Raw genomic sequence first — 14,538 nt, 5'->3', positions numbered from 1 at the left:
TGACCTTGCACGGCCACCTTATGGCCATGCGCATCGGACTCATCGGCACGGGCCGTATCGGCACTTTCCACGCTGACGTGCTCAGCCGGCACCGCGAGGTCGGTTCCCTGGTGGTCGCGGACACCGACTCCGCACAGGCGGCTCGGGTCGCCGAGCGGACCCGTTCGACGGCCGCCCCCTCGGTGGACGAGGTCTTCTCCTGGGGCGTGGACGCCGTCGTGATCGCCTCGGCCACCGCCTCCCACGCCGACCTGATCGCCCGCGCGGCGCGGGCGGGGCTGCCCGCCTTCTGCGAGAAGCCGATCGCTCTCGACCTCACGGGCACGCTGGGCGCGCTGCGCGCGGTGGAGTCGGCGGGCACGCTGCTGCAGCTGGGGTTCATGCGCCGCTTCGACGAGGGGTACGGCGCGGCGCGCGAACTCGTCAGGTCGGGCCGGCTCGGGCGGCTGCACACGGTCCGGGCGATCACCTCGGACCCGGCGCCGCCGCCCGCGGCCTACCTGCCGCTGTCCGGCGGGCTCTACCGCGACTGTCTGGTCCATGACTTCGACATCCTGCGCTGGGTCACCGGGCGCGAGGTCGTGGAGGTGTACGCGACGGGCTCGGACGCGGGGCCGGAGATGTTCCGGGAGGCGGGCGACGTGGACACGGCGGCCGCCGTGCTCACCCTGGACGACGGCACGCTCGCGACGGCCACGGCGACCCGCTGCAACGGCGCGGGGTACGACGTGCGGATGGAACTGGCCGGTGAGCTGGACCAGTTCGCGGTCGGCCTGGACGACCGTACGCCCATCACCTCCACCGAGCCGAAGGGCCCGCCGCCCTGCGACAACCCGTGGCCCGGCTTCCTTGAGCGGTTCGCCCCGGCGTACGAGGCGGAGCTGAACGCGTTCCTCCAGGTCGTCGGCGGAGAGCTGGCCAATCCGTGCGACGGCCGGGAGGCGCTGCACGCGCTGCGGATCGCGGAGGCGTGCGAACTCTCCCGGCGCGAGCGCCGCCCCGTGGCGCTGACGGAGATCCCGGGCGCCGACGACTGAGGCAGGGGCGACCGCGGCGCGGGGCGCGCCCCTACCACCGCACCGGCAGCTCGCGCACTCCTCTGAGCAGCAGGCCCGGCAGCCATTCGTACGGTCCCGCCGTCGTGTCGAGCGCCAGGTCCGGGCAGCGTTCCAGCAGCGTACGCAGGGCGATCCGGGCCTCCAGCCGGGCCAGCGGCGCGCCCAGACAGAAGTGGATGCCGTGGCCGAAGGCGACATGGCTACGGCTGCGGCCCGGCTGCTCCGACCGCCGTATGTCGAAGGTGTCCGGGGCCGGGAAGACGGTCTGATCACGGTTGGCCGCGGCCAGTGACACCAGGACCTTGTCGCCTTCCGGGACGACCGTGTCTCCGATCGTCACCGGCTCCATCGTGAACCGAAGCGTGCTCGTCTCGACCGGCCCCTCGTAGCGCAGTGCCTCCTCGATCGTCGCGTCGAGCAGTCCGAAGTCGGCCCGCAGCGCGGCGAGTTGGGCGGGGTGGGTGAGCAGTGACCGGGTGGCGTTGGAGATCAGGTTGACGGTCGTCTCGTGACCGGCGATCAGCAGCAGGTACGCCGAGGCCCGTAGTTCCTCCGCCGAGAGCCGGTCGCCGTTCTCCGCGCGCGTCCGCAGCAGGGTGGAGAGCAGATCGTCGGCGGGTTCCGAGCGGCGCTTGTCCTCGATGAGGTCGTCGAGGTACGCGCGGAGCAGCAGGGAGCCCTCCCGCGCGTCATCCGGTCCGGTCGGTGTGAGGATCTTGTTCGACCAGGCGCGGAAGCTGTCCCGGTCGCCGGGCGGGATTCCGAGCAGCTCACAGATGACGATGATGGGCAGCGGGAAGGCGAACGCGTCGACCAGGTCGCCGCTGCCCGCCGGGACCGCCGCGTCCAGCAGTTCGTCGGCGATCCGCTGGATGCGCGGGCGCAGCGCCTCGACGCGGCGTGTGGTGAACTCGGGGGCGACCAGCTTCCGCAGCCGGGTGTGGTCCGGCGGGTCGAGGACCAGCACATGGGGGCCCATGATCGACTCCGCGGCCTCATGGCCGCCCACCGTGGCCATCGACTTGGACAGCCGGGGATCGGCGAGGGCCGCGCGGGCCTCCTCGTACCCGACCACGAGCCAGAACCGTCCGCCGTCCGCGCCGCGCACCTCGTGGACGGGGCCCGCGTCGCGCAGCTTCGCGTAGAACGGATGGGGGTCGGCGGTGAAGTCCGCGCCCAACGCCGCGAGTTCGATGATGGCCATTGGCCCAGCCTACGGGCCGGGGCGGAGCGGGGCACCACCATCGTCCTCCGCGTCGTGTGCCAACAGCGCTATCTGGACACGGTTGTTGAGACCGAGCTTGGCCAGGACCCGGGAGACGTGGGCCTTGACGGTGGGCACGCTCATATAGAGCTCGGCGGCGATCTCCGCGTTGGAGCGGCCCTGTCCGACGGCGAGCGCGACCTCCCGCTCGCGTTCGGCGAGCGTGGCCAGCCGGGCCAGCGCGGAGTTCCTGCGGTCGTCGGCGGGCGCCCCCGCCACCTGGGCGATCAGCCGCCGGGTGACTGCGGGCGAGAGCACCGGGTCACCGGCCGCCACCCGCCGTACGGCGGTGACGATCTCGGCGGGCGGCGTGTCCTTGAGCACGAAGCCCGCCGCGCCGGCGCGCAACGCCCGCAGCACCTGCTCGTCGGCGTGGAAGGTGGTCAGGACGAGGACGTGCGGGGCGTCCGGGCGGCGGCGCAGCGCGTCCGTGGCGGTCAGCCCGTCCATGCCCGGCATCCGGATGTCCATCAGCACCACGTCGGGCGCGGCGCGCTCGGCGAGGGCCAGGGCCTCGGCGCCGTCGGCCGCCTCCCCCACGAGTTCGATGTCGTCGGCGCCGCCGAGCATCAGGGTCAGTCCCGCGCGCACGAGTGGGTCGTCGTCGACGACGATCAGCCGGATGGTCATGGCGTCCACGGTAGCCAGGCACGGACCGTGAACCCGCCGTCGTCCGTGGGACCGTGCTCGAACCGCCCGCCGGCCAGCGCCGCGCGCTCGGTCAGGCCGATCAGCCCCTGGCCTGATCCGGGCACTCTCGGAGCCTCGCCGAGGGGTGCCTCGTTGCGCACCGCGACCGTGAGCCCGTCGCCGGGGCCACCGCCCAGCTCGACGGTGGCCTCGGTGCCGGGCGCGTGTTTACGGGCGTTGGTCAGGGCCTCCTGTGCGATGCGGTACGCCGTACGGCCCAGGGCGGCGGGGACGGCGGCCGGGTCCTCGATCCGCCGGTCGAGCGTGACCTTCATCCCGGCCGCGCGGGACTCGGCGACCAGGTCGTCCAGGGTGGCGAGGGTGGGCTGGGGGCGCTCGCCCTCGTCGGCGGCGCCGGGTGCCCGCAGGACGCCGATGATCGTACGGAGGTCCTGGAGCGCCTCGTGGGCACTGTCCCGGATCACCCCGGCCGCCCGCGCGACCTCGGGCGCGGGGGCGTCGGGCCGGAATTCGAGGGCGCCCGCGTGGACGCTGAGCAGTGTCAGCCGGTGGGCGAGCACATCGTGCATCTCCCGGGCGATGGCCTCTCGCGCGAGCCGCTGCGCCTGCTGCGCGCGCAGTTCCGCCTCGGCCTCCGCGCGGCAGGCCCGCTCGCGCAGCGCGACGACGAGCTGGCGCCGGGCCCGCACCAGCAGGCCCCAGCCGATCGCGAGCAGGAGCAGGACCACGGTGGCGGCCAGCGCGGTGTACAGGGACACGGACGGGTCGGGCCGCAGGACGGTCTGGGCGCTGCCCGCCACGAGCGACAGCCCGCCGACGACCAGCACGGGTCGCAGCGGCCGGTGCACGGCCACCCCGAACAGGCTCGCCAGCGCGGCGGCGGAGGCGGCGGGGGCGACGGCGGACACCACGGCCAGCACGACGGCGACCTCCACCGGCCGGCGCCGCCGCGCCCACAGCGCGCAGCAGGCGAGACCGCCCACGAGCAGGTCGACGACGACGGCGGTCTCGCTGTTGCCGGCCTGTTCGCCCGACTCGACGGCGAGCAGGCCGACGGCGGCGGCCACGAGGAACATCAGGGTGTCCACGCACCAGTCCCGCACGGTACGGCGCGTCCGGGCCGGGCCCCGGTCGCCGGGCAGCTCGGGGCCGTCCGCACCGATCAGCTCGGCGGGGAGCAGCCAGGGGTACTCCGTACGTGTCATGGCGCCCAATCTACGCAGCTCGGGCGCGGTGCCGGGCTCGCGGCGGCGAGTCGGCCACCAAAGTCGCGCAGGTACCGACTTCGGTCACCGGGCCCCTGGGCGGCCGGTCCGGCCGGACCGGCCGGATTCAGCCGCCCAGTCGCCGGTGGCGGGCCGTCAGGCGGGCCGCGCCGGCGTCCGTGAGGGAGCCGAACAGGCGGAGCCGGGAGATTCCGCCGTCCGGGAGGATGTCCAGGCGTACCTCGGTGGCGACCGCCGGGGCCGGCAGCACGAAGCGGTGGTTCGTATCCGGCTGGAGCCGGGTCCTGGGGAGGACCTCCGTCCAGTCGTCCGCCGCCGGGCCGTTGTCCCGCGCGGACAGGGACGCCCAGCCCGCCGCGTTCCCCTTCAGATACGCGGTGTCGATCTCCACCGCGCGGATCTCCCCCTGCTCGGCCAGCCGGTACCGGATCCAGTCGTGCCCCCGGTCCCGGCGGCGCCGGGTCTCCCAGCCGTCGTCCATCCTCCGGGAACGGCCCGGCTGGATGGTGTGGACGGCGGGTGAGTAGAAGCGGTCGGAGACGTCCTCGACCCGGCCGCCGTTCTCCAGCCCCACGAGATCGAACGTACCGAGGGCCGCGAGCCAGCCCGGGTCCGGTGCCACCTCGCCGTACACCCGCAGCCGGGCGATCCCGCCGTCGGGGTGCTGGCGGACCCGCAGGTGGGTCAGGCGACGCTCCGCGTCGACGGCGAAGCCGTTGGCCGCGTGACCGCCGATGTCCGTGCGCGGGACGAGCGGCGTCCAGGTCACCCCGTCCGCCAGCAGGTCGTCCGGCGACGGCGCCCCCGGCAGCGAGGTGCCGTCGACCGAGACGGCCTTCGGGTGGTTGCCCCGGAAATGGGCCGTGTCCACGACGATCCCGCGGACGACCCCGGGCGCGCCGAGCCGTACCAGCGCCCAGTCGTGGTCGTCCTCGGCGGGGTGGGGCCGCCCGGCGTCCGTGCCGCGCCTGCGCCGGGTCTCCCAGCCGTCCATGATCTTGCCCTTGTGGCCGAAGCGCTCCGGATCGAACACGGCGGGGCCCGGCTTCAGCATGTTCTCGCGCTCGGCGAAGAACTCGTCGTTCGCGGCGATCACGGAAGCGCCCAGGCGCCGGTCCGCGAGATCCACGAGATGGGTGAAGGGGAGGTCCGCCGTCCGGTAGTCGGCGTACGGGTCGCCGCCGCGGTAGGGGGCCGCGTCGCCGGTGAACGACGTCGGGACGGCGGGAGCGGGGGGCGCGGCGGTGGCCGGGGCCGCGGCGGCGACGGCCGCGGCGGCGGTGGGCGCGGTCGGGGGTGTGGGCGGGGGGACGGGAGCCGGCGCGGTCATGAGGTCCTTTCGAGCAGTCGGCCGGAGGGCGGCTCGGCGAAGAGACGGCGGCCGGGGACACCGGCGCCGATGCCGTCGGAACCGAAGATCCGGCTGCCGCGCAGCCAGGTCGAGCGGACGACGCCGTACAGGGTCTTCCCCGCGTACGCCGTCACCCGGTTGCGGTGGTGCAGCTCCGCCGGGTCGACGGTGAACGTGGCCTCGGGGGCGAGGACCGCGAAGTCCGCGTCGCGGCCCTCCTCGATCGCCCCTTTGGAGGCGAGCCCCGCGAGTTCCGCCGGCCCGGTCGACATCCAGCGGACGACGTCCCGCAGAGGCAGCCCGCGCCCGCGCGCTTCGGTCCAGACCGCCGGCAGCCCGAGCTGGAGCGAGGAGATGCCGCCCCACGCGGTGGCGAAGTCGGGCGTCTTGAGATCGGCGGTGCAGGGCGAGTGGTCGGAGACGACGCAGTCGATGGTGCCGTTCACGAGCCCCTGCCAGAGCGCGTCCTGGTTCGCGGCCTCCCGGATCGGCGGACAGCACTTGAACTCGGTGGCCCCGTCCGGAACCTCCTCGGCGGTGAGCGTGAGGAAGTGCGGACAGGACTCGACGGTGATCCGTACGCCCTCGCTCCTGGCGGCGGTGATCAGGGGCAGCGCGTCCGACGACGACAGGTGCAGGACGTGCACCCGGGCGTCGAGCCGTCTCGCGACGGTGATCAGGGTCTCGATCGCCGCGTTCTCGGCACCGCGCGGCCGGGACGCCAGGAAGTCCGCGTAGGCGGGACCCGGGCGCGCGGGCGCCGCGGCCAGTGCGCCCGGGTCCTCCGCGTGCACGATCAGCAGCCCGTCGAAACCGGCGATCTCCGTGAGCGCGCGGTCGAGCTCCGCCGGGCCGAGCTCGGGAAACTCGGCCACACCGGACGGGGACAGGAAGCACTTGAAGCCGAAGACCCCGGCGTCGTGCAGCGGCCGGAGATCCGCCAGGTTGTCCGGTACGGCACCGCCCCAGAAGCCCACGTCCACCTGGGCCGCCCGCCGGGCGACCGCCTGTTTGGCGCGCAGATGAGCGGTCGTGGTGGTGGGCGGCAGCGAATTGAGCGGCATGTCGACCAACGTGGTGATCCCGCCCGCCGCCGCGGCCCGGGTGGCGGTACGGAAACCCTCCCACTCGGAACGGCCCGGGTCGTTCACATGGACGTGGGTGTCGACGAGACCGGGGAGCACGGCGTCGTCCCCCACGTCCTCCAGCCGGGCGCCGGGCGGGACTTCGGCGCCGTACGGCCGGAGCGCGGCGATGCGGCCGTCGGCGACGGCGATCGACAGGGGGCGCGTGCCCTCCGGGGTGACGACGCGGGTCGACCGCAGGACCAGGTTCACAGCGTTCCCCCCTTTTTTTGAAGGCTCGGTTCGCCTCCGGGGGCGCTCTATGCCCCTGTCGACGGTCGACCGTGCTCGGTTTGCCCGCGCGGCGGAGCCGCACATCGACACTGCCTCACAAACCTGTGCGCGCTCTCCCTTTCGACAGCGGCGCACCCCCTTCGGCTCACTCGCCGGCGGACGTGCCCGGCCCGGACGTATCAGGCACCCCGGGCCTCGGCCCGCCCGCCGGCGGGCGTGGGCACCCGGGACGGCGGTACACCAGCCAGGCCGGCCTCGGTGGGCGTGGGCGCCCCGGACGGCACCGGCGCCGGTGATGGAGTCTTCCCCGGCGCCCGGACCGGGTCAAGGTCGCCCCGCCGGTCCCCGGTCGGCCGGACACGGACAAACGAGCCCTGACCGGCGGAGATCGCCTACCGCTGCCCCGGTGTCCGGCCGTACGGACCGCTAGGCTGCCGGACGGGCGTGCCGTGAGAGCCACGCCCGTCCGGCCCCGTGCGCACCGCCCGGTCCCGTCCGCTCCGCCCGCCCGAAAGGACCCATGCCGTGCCGTCGTCCCGCGCCAGCACCACCGACGCCACCAAGTCCGCCTCGGCCGGCGGTGGCAGTGGTGGTGTCCAGTCCCTGGAGCGCGCCTTCGACCTGCTCGAACGAATGGCGGACGCCGGGGGCGAGGTCGGGCTGAGCGAGTTGTCGGTGAGCAGCGGGCTGCCGCTGCCGACCATCCACCGGCTGATGCGCACGCTCGTGTCCTGCGGTTACGTACGCCAGCAGGCCAACCGGCGGTATGCGCTCGGGCCGCGCCTGATCCGTCTGGGGGAGTCGGCGTCCCGGCTGCTCGGCACCTGGGCGCGGCCGTATCTGGCGCGGCTGGTCGAGGAGACCGGCGAGACGGCGAACATGGCGCTGCTGGACGGCGACGAGGTCGTCTATGTGGCCCAGGTTCCCTCGAAGCACTCGATGCGGATGTTCACGGAGGTCGGCCGCCGGGTGCTGCCGCACTCCACGGGGGTGGGCAAGGCCCTGCTGGCGCGTACCCCGCCGGAGGAGATCCGTGCCCTGCTGGTCCGTACGGGGATGCCGGCCGCCACCGAGAAGACGATCACCACGCCCGACGCCTTCCTCTCCGCTCTGGAACAGGTGCGCGCCGCGGGGTACGCGATGGACGACAACGAGCAGGAGATCGGGGTCCGCTGCCTGGCGGTGCCGGTTCCCGACTCCCCCACGGCCGCGGCCATCTCCATCTCGGGCCCGTCGGGCCGGGTGACGGAGGAGGCCACGGAGCGGATCGTCCCCGTACTCCAGGAGGTCGCGCGGCAGTTGTCGCAGGCGCTGGCGAACACGGCAGCGCAGGCGTGAGGTCGCCGGTCCCGCGGTGGTCACCGGCCGCCGGGTGGTCACCGACAGCGCCGCGGCATCACCGGCCGCGGGACTGTCGCCGACCGCGGGACGCCACCGGTCGTACGGCGGTCAGCGGCCGTACCGCGGCCACCAACCGCGAGACGTCCGGCCGTACGGCGGTCAGCGGTGGTACGGCAGTCACCCGACCCGTCGCTCCCGGCACGCCCGCTCCCCGGCGGGCCACCGCTCCCGGCCGGCTCAGCGCGGCCCGCCGGGCAGCTCCCCGAAGAGGTCGACCGCGCTCCGTACCCCCATCAGCGCCGCTCCGAGCGCGCTGACGGACCCGATCGATCCCACGATCAACAGCAGCGAACGCCGCATCCGGGAGACCTCGGGGACACCGCCCGCGGCCATCGCGGCCAGGGCGGCCAGCTCGTCCTCCGCGATGGCCCGGTCCGGGAATTCGGCCGGGTGTCCCGCCAGCTCGCGCCGGAGCCGGGAGACGGCCGCGTGCAGTCGCGCCACCCTCGGGTCCGTGCCGTTCTCCGTCGCCGACGTCTGCTCCACGCTCCGCAACAATGCCTTTCCCCCTGCTTCCGCCCGCCGCATCGTCGCGCGGGCTTGTCCACGCTCGCCCCGCGAGCTCGTATGCCGGTTCCCTGACGGTGGTCAAGCGCCAAGGTCCGCGGGCAAGTTAACGGCATTACGGTGGGTAAATCCACCTGGCACCCTGCGCAGTCGCGTCCTTTGCCACCGGCACATGCCCGTGGCCGTGCGCGCGGGCGGGTGACCGGCGGTACGCCCGCCCGCCCCCGGGAAGCGGCGGCGAGGGAGTATGCAGGACGCATGACAGCCACACCCAACGCATCGGTCACACCCGAAACACTCAACGCGTCCGGCAGCCCCGGGCCCGCCACCGTCGCCGGACTGCTGCTCGCCGCCGGCGGCGGGCGGCGGCTCGGCGGGCGGCCCAAGGCGCTGCTGGAGCACCGGGGCCGACCGCTCGTGGAGCACGCCGCCCACGCCTTGCGCGCCGGGGGCTGCGGCCCGGTGCACGTGGTGCTGGGAGCGGCGGCCGCCGAGGTGCGGGACCGGGCCGACCTGTCCGGCTGCGTACTGGTCGACAACCCCCGCTGGGCCGAGGGCATGGGCTCCTCGCTGCGCGCCGGGCTCGCCTCGCTCACCGCCGCCGGTACGACGGCCGAGGCGGTGGTCGTCCTGCTGGTGGACCAGCCGGGCATCGACGCGCGGGCGGTGGCCAGGGTCGTGGCCGCGTACCGGACCCCGGACTCGATCGTGTCGGCCGCGTACGAGGGGAGGCGCGGCCACCCCGTGCTGTTCGGCGCCCGCCATTGGGCGGGCGTGGCGGCGGGTGCGCGGGGCGATCGCGGGGCACGCGACTACCTGCGGGCCCGGGAGGACTCGATCCGCACGGTCGAGTGCGGGGACGTCGCACAGGCGTACGACATCGACACGGCGGACGATCTCAGGCACGTGGAACAGGGACCGCCACCGCACCCGTCCGGGGCGCCCGGAGCGCCACGGCAGCCTTGAGCTTCCACAATGAGGAAACTACTATCCACCGAACAGAAGCGCGCGCGAAGGAGTGACCGCTCATGTCCGCACCGGCGCCGATCCCGCCGGCCATCGTCGAAGCCGAGCCCCTCCCCCGGCAGGACGAGGTGCTCTCCGAAGCGGCCCTCGTCTTCGTGGCGGAGCTGCACCGCCGGTTCACCCCCCGCCGGGACGAGCTCCTCGCCCGCCGGGCCGAGCGGCGCGCCGAGATCGCCCGTACGGCGACCCTGGACTTCCTGCCGGAGACGGCGGCCGTACGGGAGGACGACAGCTGGCGGGTCGCCCCGGCGCCGGCCGCGCTGGAGGACCGCCGGGTGGAGATCACCGGCCCCACGGACCGCAGGATGACCGTCAACGCGCTCAACTCGGGGGCCCGGATCTGGCTCGCGGACTTCGAGGACGCCTCGGCCCCGACCTGGGAGAACGTGGTCCTCGGCCAGCTCAGCCTGATCGACGCCTACGCCCGTCGGATCGACTTCACCGACCCTCGCTCGGGCAAGAGCTACGCGCTCAAGGACGCGGACGAGCTGGCGACCGTCGTGATGCGCCCGCGCGGCTGGCACCTGCCGGAGCGTCACCTGCGGTGGAACGGCGAGCAGGTGCCCGGCGCGCTGGTGGACTTCGGGCTGTACTTCTTCCACAACGCCAAGCGGCTGATCGAGCTGGGCAAGGGACCCTACTTCTACCTCCCGAAGCTGGAGTCCCACCTGGAGGCGCGCCTGTGGAACGACGTCTTCGTCTTCGCCCAGGACTACCTCGGGATTCCCCGGGGGACGGTCCGGGCGACCGTGCTGATCGAGACGATCACCGCGGCGTACGAGATGGACGAGATCCTCTACGAGCTGCGCGACCACGCCTCCGGACTCAACGCGGGCCGCTGGGACTACCTCTTCTCGATCGTCAAGAACTTCCGTGACGCGGGCGCCGCGTTCGTGCTGCCGGACCGCAACGCGGTGACGATGACGGCGCCGTTCATGCGCGCGTACACCGAACTCCTGGTCCGTACCTGCCACCGGCGCGGCGCGCACGCGATCGGCGGGATGGCGGCCTTCATCCCCTCCCGGCACGACGCCGAGGTCAACAGGGTGGCCTTCGAGAAGGTCAAGGCCGACAAGGACCGCGAGGCGCGGGACGGCTTCGACGGCTCGTGGGTCGCGCACCCCGATCTGGTGCCGATCGCGCGGGCCTCCTTCGACGCGGTCCTCGGCGACCGGCCGCATCAGAAGGACCGGCTGCGCGAGGACGTCTCCGTGACGGCGGGCGAACTGACCGCCGTCGACTCCCTCGACGCGAGGCCCACGTACGAGGGCCTGCGCAACGCCGTGGCGGTGGGCATCCGCTACATCGAGTCGTGGCTGCGCGGCACGGGGGCGGTCGCGATCTTCCATCTGATGGAGGACGCGGCGACGGCGGAGATCTCGCGCTCGCAGATCTGGCAGTGGATCGACGCGGGCGTCGAGTTCGACCACGACGGCCGTACGGTCAGGGCCACGCCGGAGCTGGCCCGGACGCTCGCCGCCGAGGAACTCGCCTCGATCCGCGCCGAGGCGGGCGAGGAGGCCTTCGCCGCCGGCCGCTGGCAGGAGGCACACGACCTGTTGCTGACGGTGGCGCTGGACGCCGACTACGCGGACTTCCTCACGCTCCCGGCGTACGAGCGGCTGCGCGGCTGACCCGCACTTCCCAGGCCCTGTCCGCCGCCCGCCCGTTCCGCCTTTCGGGAACCGGCGGGCGGCGGCCGTCCGGTGTACGCGCACCGGGGCGGGGCGGGGAGCGGGCCTGGCCGGGAAGCGGGCGGGGCGGGCGGAATTCGTCGTACGGGGGTGACAACCCTTTCTCCGCGAGCGGCGACTAGGGGGCACAGGGGCTCACCTTCCCCCCTCGCCCCTCTGGAGGATTCCGTGCGGTTCAACGGCAGTTGGTACGTCGGGCGGCCGGGCCACCCGCCGCCGGAGCGCCGGTCCGGCCGGGGCCGGACGGTTCTCGGCGTCGTCGTTCCGGCCTGTGTGGTCGTCGCCGGGCTGATGGCCCCGGTGCCGAGCGCGGCGCAGAGCGGGCGGTCCGCGTCGGCTGCCGCGACGGGCACGGCCGACGCCTCCGCCGCGACCGGCACGGCCGCCGCGGCCCGGATGGAGCGGCTCGACCGGGGGCTGGTGAGCGTGCACACCGGCAATGACAACCTGGTCAGCTGGCGCTGGCTGGCCACCGATGACGACAACGTCTCGTTCAATCTCTATCGCGGCTCGATCAAGGTCAATTCCGAGCCGATCACCACCACAAACTATCTGCACAAGGACGCGCCCAGCTCGGCGGACTACACCGTGCGCGCGGTCGTGGGCGGAACGGAGCAGGCCGCCTCGCCCAGTGCGATCCAGTTCCGGCCGGGCTACCTCGACGTGCCGGTCTCGCCCCCGGCCGGCGGCTCCGGCTATACGTACGAGGCCAATGACGCCTCCGTCGGCGACCTGGACGGCGACGGCGACCTCGACATCGTCCTCAAGTGGCAGCCCACCAACGCCAAGGACAACTCCCAGTCCGGCACCACCGGCAACACCGTCGTCGACGGCTACACCCTCCAGGGTCAGCGGCTGTGGCGCATCGACCTCGGCCGCAACATCCGCTCAGGGGCGCACTACACCCAGTTCCAGGTCTTCGACTACGACGGCGACGGAACCGCCGAGGTCGCCATGAAGACCGCCGACGGCACGGTCGACGGGGCCGGCAAGGTGATCGGCAGCGCCTCGGCCGACCACCGCGACTCCTCCGGCTACGTGCTCGCGGGCCCCGAGTTCCTGACCGTGTTCAACGGGCGGACGGGCGCGGCGCGCAGCACGGTCGACTACGTCCCGCCGCGCGGCACGGTCTCGTCCTGGGGCGACTCGTACGGCAACCGCGTGGACCGGTTCCTGGCCGGAACCGCCTACCTGGACGGCACCAAACCCTCCCTGATCATGGCCCGTGGCTACTACACCCGTACGGTCGTCTCCGCCTGGGACTTCACCGGCGGACAGCTCACCCGCAAGTGGACCTTCGACACCAACAGCTCCACCAACAGCGGCAAGGGCTACGACGGCCAGGGAAACCACGCCCTGACGATCGGCGATGTGGACGGCGACGGACGGGACGAGATCGTCTACGGCTCGATGGCCGTGGACGACAACGGATACGGCCTGTGGACCACGAAGAACGGCCATGGCGACGCGGCCCATCTGGGCGACCTCGACCCCTCGCGGCCGGGTCTCGAATACTTCAAGGTGGACGAGGATTCGTCCAAGCCGTCCTCGTACTTCGCCGACGCCAGAACGGGACAGGTGCTGTGGCAGACGCCGGCGAGCGGCGACAACGGCCGGGGCGTCGCGGGCGACATCTGGGCGGGGAGCCCCGGCGCGGAGATGTGGTCGGCCGCGGACGGATCCATCCGTGACAGCACCGGCGCGACGAAGGGCCGCAAGCCGTCCTCGGCCAACTTCCTGTCCTGGTGGGACGGGGACCCGGTGCGCGAACTGCTCGACGGCACGCGCGTCGACAAGTACGGCACGTCCTCCGACACCCGGCTGCTGACCGCCTCCGGCGTGCACTCCAACAACGGGACGAAGGCGACCCCTTCGCTCTCCGGCGACATCCTCGGCGACTGGCGCGAGGAGGTCATCTGGCCCACGTCCGACAACACGGCGCTGCGGATCCACTCCACACCGCACCTGACCGACCGGAAGATCACCACGCTGCTGCACGACCGGCAGTACCGGACGGCACTGGCCTGGCAGAACACGGCGTACAACCAGCCGCCGCACCCCAGCTTCTTCATCGGCGACAAGATGCCCACGCCTCCCCGGCCGGACATCACCACCCCGTGAGGCCCGCCTCACACCGCACCACCCGCACTGTTCCCTCACTCCCCACTCCCCCACGAAGGAGTCGCACTCCATGACCGACCTGCACCGCACCCACGCGAGCGGGAAACGGCGGATGATCGTCGGCGGCCTCGGTGCCGTCGCCCTCACCGTCTCCGCCCTGGCCTCCGGCCTGACCCTGCCCACCGCCACGGCCGCCACCTGGCCGTCCGCCAACGGCAGCGAGGCCGTCGGCGCGACCAAGCCCGTCAGCGGATCCCTCGACGGTGGCATGAAGCGCTACTACGGCACCGGCGACCTGGGCAGCGGCGGCCAGAACGAGGACCAGGACCCGCTCTTCAAGCTGGCCGACGGCGCGACCCTGAAGAACGTCATCCTCGGCGCGCCCGCCGCCGACGGCATCCACTGCTCGGGCAGTTGCACGCTGCAGAACGTGTGGTGGGAGGACGTCGGCGAGGACGCGGCCACCTTCCGCGGCACCGGCAAGACGTTCAACGTGATCGGCGGCGGCGCGCGCAAGGCCGCGGACAAGATCTTCCAGTTCAACGGCGGCGGCACGCTCAACATCTCCAACTTCGCCGGCCAGGACTTCAAGACCTTCGTCCGCTCCTGCGGCAACTGCTCCAGCCAGTACAAGCGGACGATCAACGTCACGAACACCGAGATCACCGCGCCGGGCAGTGTCATCGGCGGTATCAACACCAACTACGGTGACTCGCTGACCCTGCGCGGAATCACGATCGTCGGCGACAGCGGCAAGAAGATCGTGCCGTGCCAGAAGTACATCGGGAACAACACGGGAGCCGAGCCGAGCAAGAACGGTTCGGGCCCGGACGGCACGTACTGCAAGTACAGCGCCTCCGACCTCACCTACCGGTGAGGCG

General features: G+C 73.1%; 12 protein-coding genes. 6 read left to right on the top strand and 6 right to left on the bottom strand.

The genetic code is table 11. The features are described 5' to 3' along the window. Positions 1–26: 26 nt before the first annotated feature. On the top strand, positions 27–1,037 hold the full coding sequence (locus tag ACU6P3_RS28195) for a Gfo/Idh/MocA family protein (RefSeq protein ID WP_030752073.1): 1,011 nt from the start codon (positions 27–29) through the stop codon (positions 1,035–1,037). Between the two features lie 31 nt (positions 1,038–1,068). Here the strand turns inward: ACU6P3_RS28195 and ACU6P3_RS28190 are convergent, their stop codons facing one another. The 5 genes from ACU6P3_RS28190 to allB all read right to left on the bottom strand — a co-directional run bounded on the left by ACU6P3_RS28190 (position 1,069) and on the right by allB (position 6,887). Continuing rightward, complete coding sequence (locus ACU6P3_RS28190; RefSeq protein ID WP_447194681.1) at positions 1,069–2,262, bottom strand: cytochrome P450 family protein; 1,194 nt, start codon at positions 2,260–2,262, stop codon at positions 1,069–1,071. 9 nt (positions 2,263–2,271) lie between these two features. Then, a complete protein-coding gene (locus ACU6P3_RS28185; protein ID WP_447194680.1) occupies positions 2,272–2,952 on the bottom strand; it encodes a response regulator in 681 nt (226 codons plus the stop codon). Next, on the bottom strand, positions 2,949–4,178 hold the full coding sequence (locus ACU6P3_RS28180; protein ID WP_447194679.1) for a sensor histidine kinase: 1,230 nt from the start codon (positions 4,176–4,178) through the stop codon (positions 2,949–2,951). The genes ACU6P3_RS28185 and ACU6P3_RS28180 overlap by 4 nt, the downstream gene beginning before the upstream one ends. A gap of 127 nt (positions 4,179–4,305) precedes the next feature. Continuing rightward, a complete protein-coding gene (gene alc / locus ACU6P3_RS28175; RefSeq protein ID WP_447194678.1) occupies positions 4,306–5,529 on the bottom strand; it encodes an allantoicase in 1,224 nt (407 codons plus the stop codon). Further along, positions 5,526–6,887: an allantoinase AllB gene (allB, locus tag ACU6P3_RS28170; protein ID WP_447194677.1), complete on the bottom strand. Its 1,362-nt coding sequence runs from the start codon at positions 6,885–6,887 to the stop codon at positions 5,526–5,528. Before allB ends, alc begins: the two co-directional genes overlap by 4 nt. Positions 6,888–7,433: 546 nt before the next feature. On the opposite strand from allB, the gene ACU6P3_RS28165 reads away from it, so the two are divergent. Beyond that, positions 7,434–8,246 (top strand): IclR family transcriptional regulator, encoded by an 813-nt coding sequence (locus ACU6P3_RS28165; RefSeq protein WP_447194676.1) that lies wholly within the window; start codon positions 7,434–7,436, stop codon positions 8,244–8,246. Between the two features lie 240 nt (positions 8,247–8,486). Here the strand turns inward: ACU6P3_RS28165 and ACU6P3_RS28160 are convergent, their stop codons facing one another. Continuing rightward, on the bottom strand, positions 8,487–8,807 hold the full coding sequence (locus tag ACU6P3_RS28160; protein ID WP_447194675.1) for a DUF5955 family protein: 321 nt from the start codon (positions 8,805–8,807) through the stop codon (positions 8,487–8,489). Between the two features lie 267 nt (positions 8,808–9,074). Here ACU6P3_RS28160 and ACU6P3_RS28155 point away from each other — a divergent pair, with 267 nt between their 5' ends. The 4 genes from ACU6P3_RS28155 to ACU6P3_RS28140 all read left to right on the top strand — a co-directional run bounded on the left by ACU6P3_RS28155 (position 9,075) and on the right by ACU6P3_RS28140 (position 14,534). Further along, a complete protein-coding gene (locus tag ACU6P3_RS28155; protein WP_447194674.1) occupies positions 9,075–9,782 on the top strand; it encodes a nucleotidyltransferase family protein in 708 nt (235 codons plus the stop codon). Between the two features lie 62 nt (positions 9,783–9,844). After that, the gene (gene aceB, locus ACU6P3_RS28150; RefSeq protein WP_447194673.1) at positions 9,845–11,476 is read left to right on the top strand and encodes a malate synthase A; all 1,632 of its coding nucleotides are present in this window, start codon (positions 9,845–9,847) and stop codon (positions 11,474–11,476) included. A gap of 351 nt (positions 11,477–11,827) precedes the next feature. Beyond that, positions 11,828–13,657 carry a rhamnogalacturonan lyase gene (locus tag ACU6P3_RS28145; protein WP_447198097.1) on the top strand — a complete coding sequence of 610 codons (1,830 nt, stop codon included), beginning with the start codon at positions 11,828–11,830 and terminating at the stop codon, positions 13,655–13,657. A 70-nt stretch (positions 13,658–13,727) separates the two neighbouring features. Then, on the top strand, positions 13,728–14,534 hold the full coding sequence (locus ACU6P3_RS28140) for a pectate lyase (protein ID WP_447194672.1): 807 nt from the start codon (positions 13,728–13,730) through the stop codon (positions 14,532–14,534). The last annotated feature ends 4 nt before the right edge of the window (positions 14,535–14,538 follow it).

It is taken from the genome of Streptomyces hebeiensis (assembly GCF_052983195.1).
Note: the sequence above shows the minus strand (reverse complement) of the source record. Positions and strands in the feature narration are given on the sequence as shown.

Coding starts and splice junctions, on each gene's coding strand:
- alc (WP_447194678.1), bottom strand. CDS start 5,529: ATGACCGCGCCGGCTCCCGTCCCCCCGCCCACACCCCCGACCGCGCCC.
- ACU6P3_RS28185 (WP_447194680.1), bottom strand. CDS start 2,952: ATGACCATCCGGCTGATCGTCGTCGACGACGACCCACTCGTGCGCGCG.
- ACU6P3_RS28140 (WP_447194672.1), top strand. CDS start 13,728: ATGACCGACCTGCACCGCACCCACGCGAGCGGGAAACGGCGGATGATC.
- ACU6P3_RS28195 (WP_030752073.1), top strand. CDS start 27: ATGCGCATCGGACTCATCGGCACGGGCCGTATCGGCACTTTCCACGCT.
- aceB (WP_447194673.1), top strand. CDS start 9,845: ATGTCCGCACCGGCGCCGATCCCGCCGGCCATCGTCGAAGCCGAGCCC.
- ACU6P3_RS28155 (WP_447194674.1), top strand. CDS start 9,075: ATGACAGCCACACCCAACGCATCGGTCACACCCGAAACACTCAACGCG.
- ACU6P3_RS28145 (WP_447198097.1), top strand. CDS start 11,828: ATGGCCCCGGTGCCGAGCGCGGCGCAGAGCGGGCGGTCCGCGTCGGCT.
- ACU6P3_RS28190 (WP_447194681.1), bottom strand. CDS start 2,262: ATGGCCATCATCGAACTCGCGGCGTTGGGCGCGGACTTCACCGCCGAC.
- ACU6P3_RS28180 (WP_447194679.1), bottom strand. CDS start 4,178: ATGACACGTACGGAGTACCCCTGGCTGCTCCCCGCCGAGCTGATCGGT.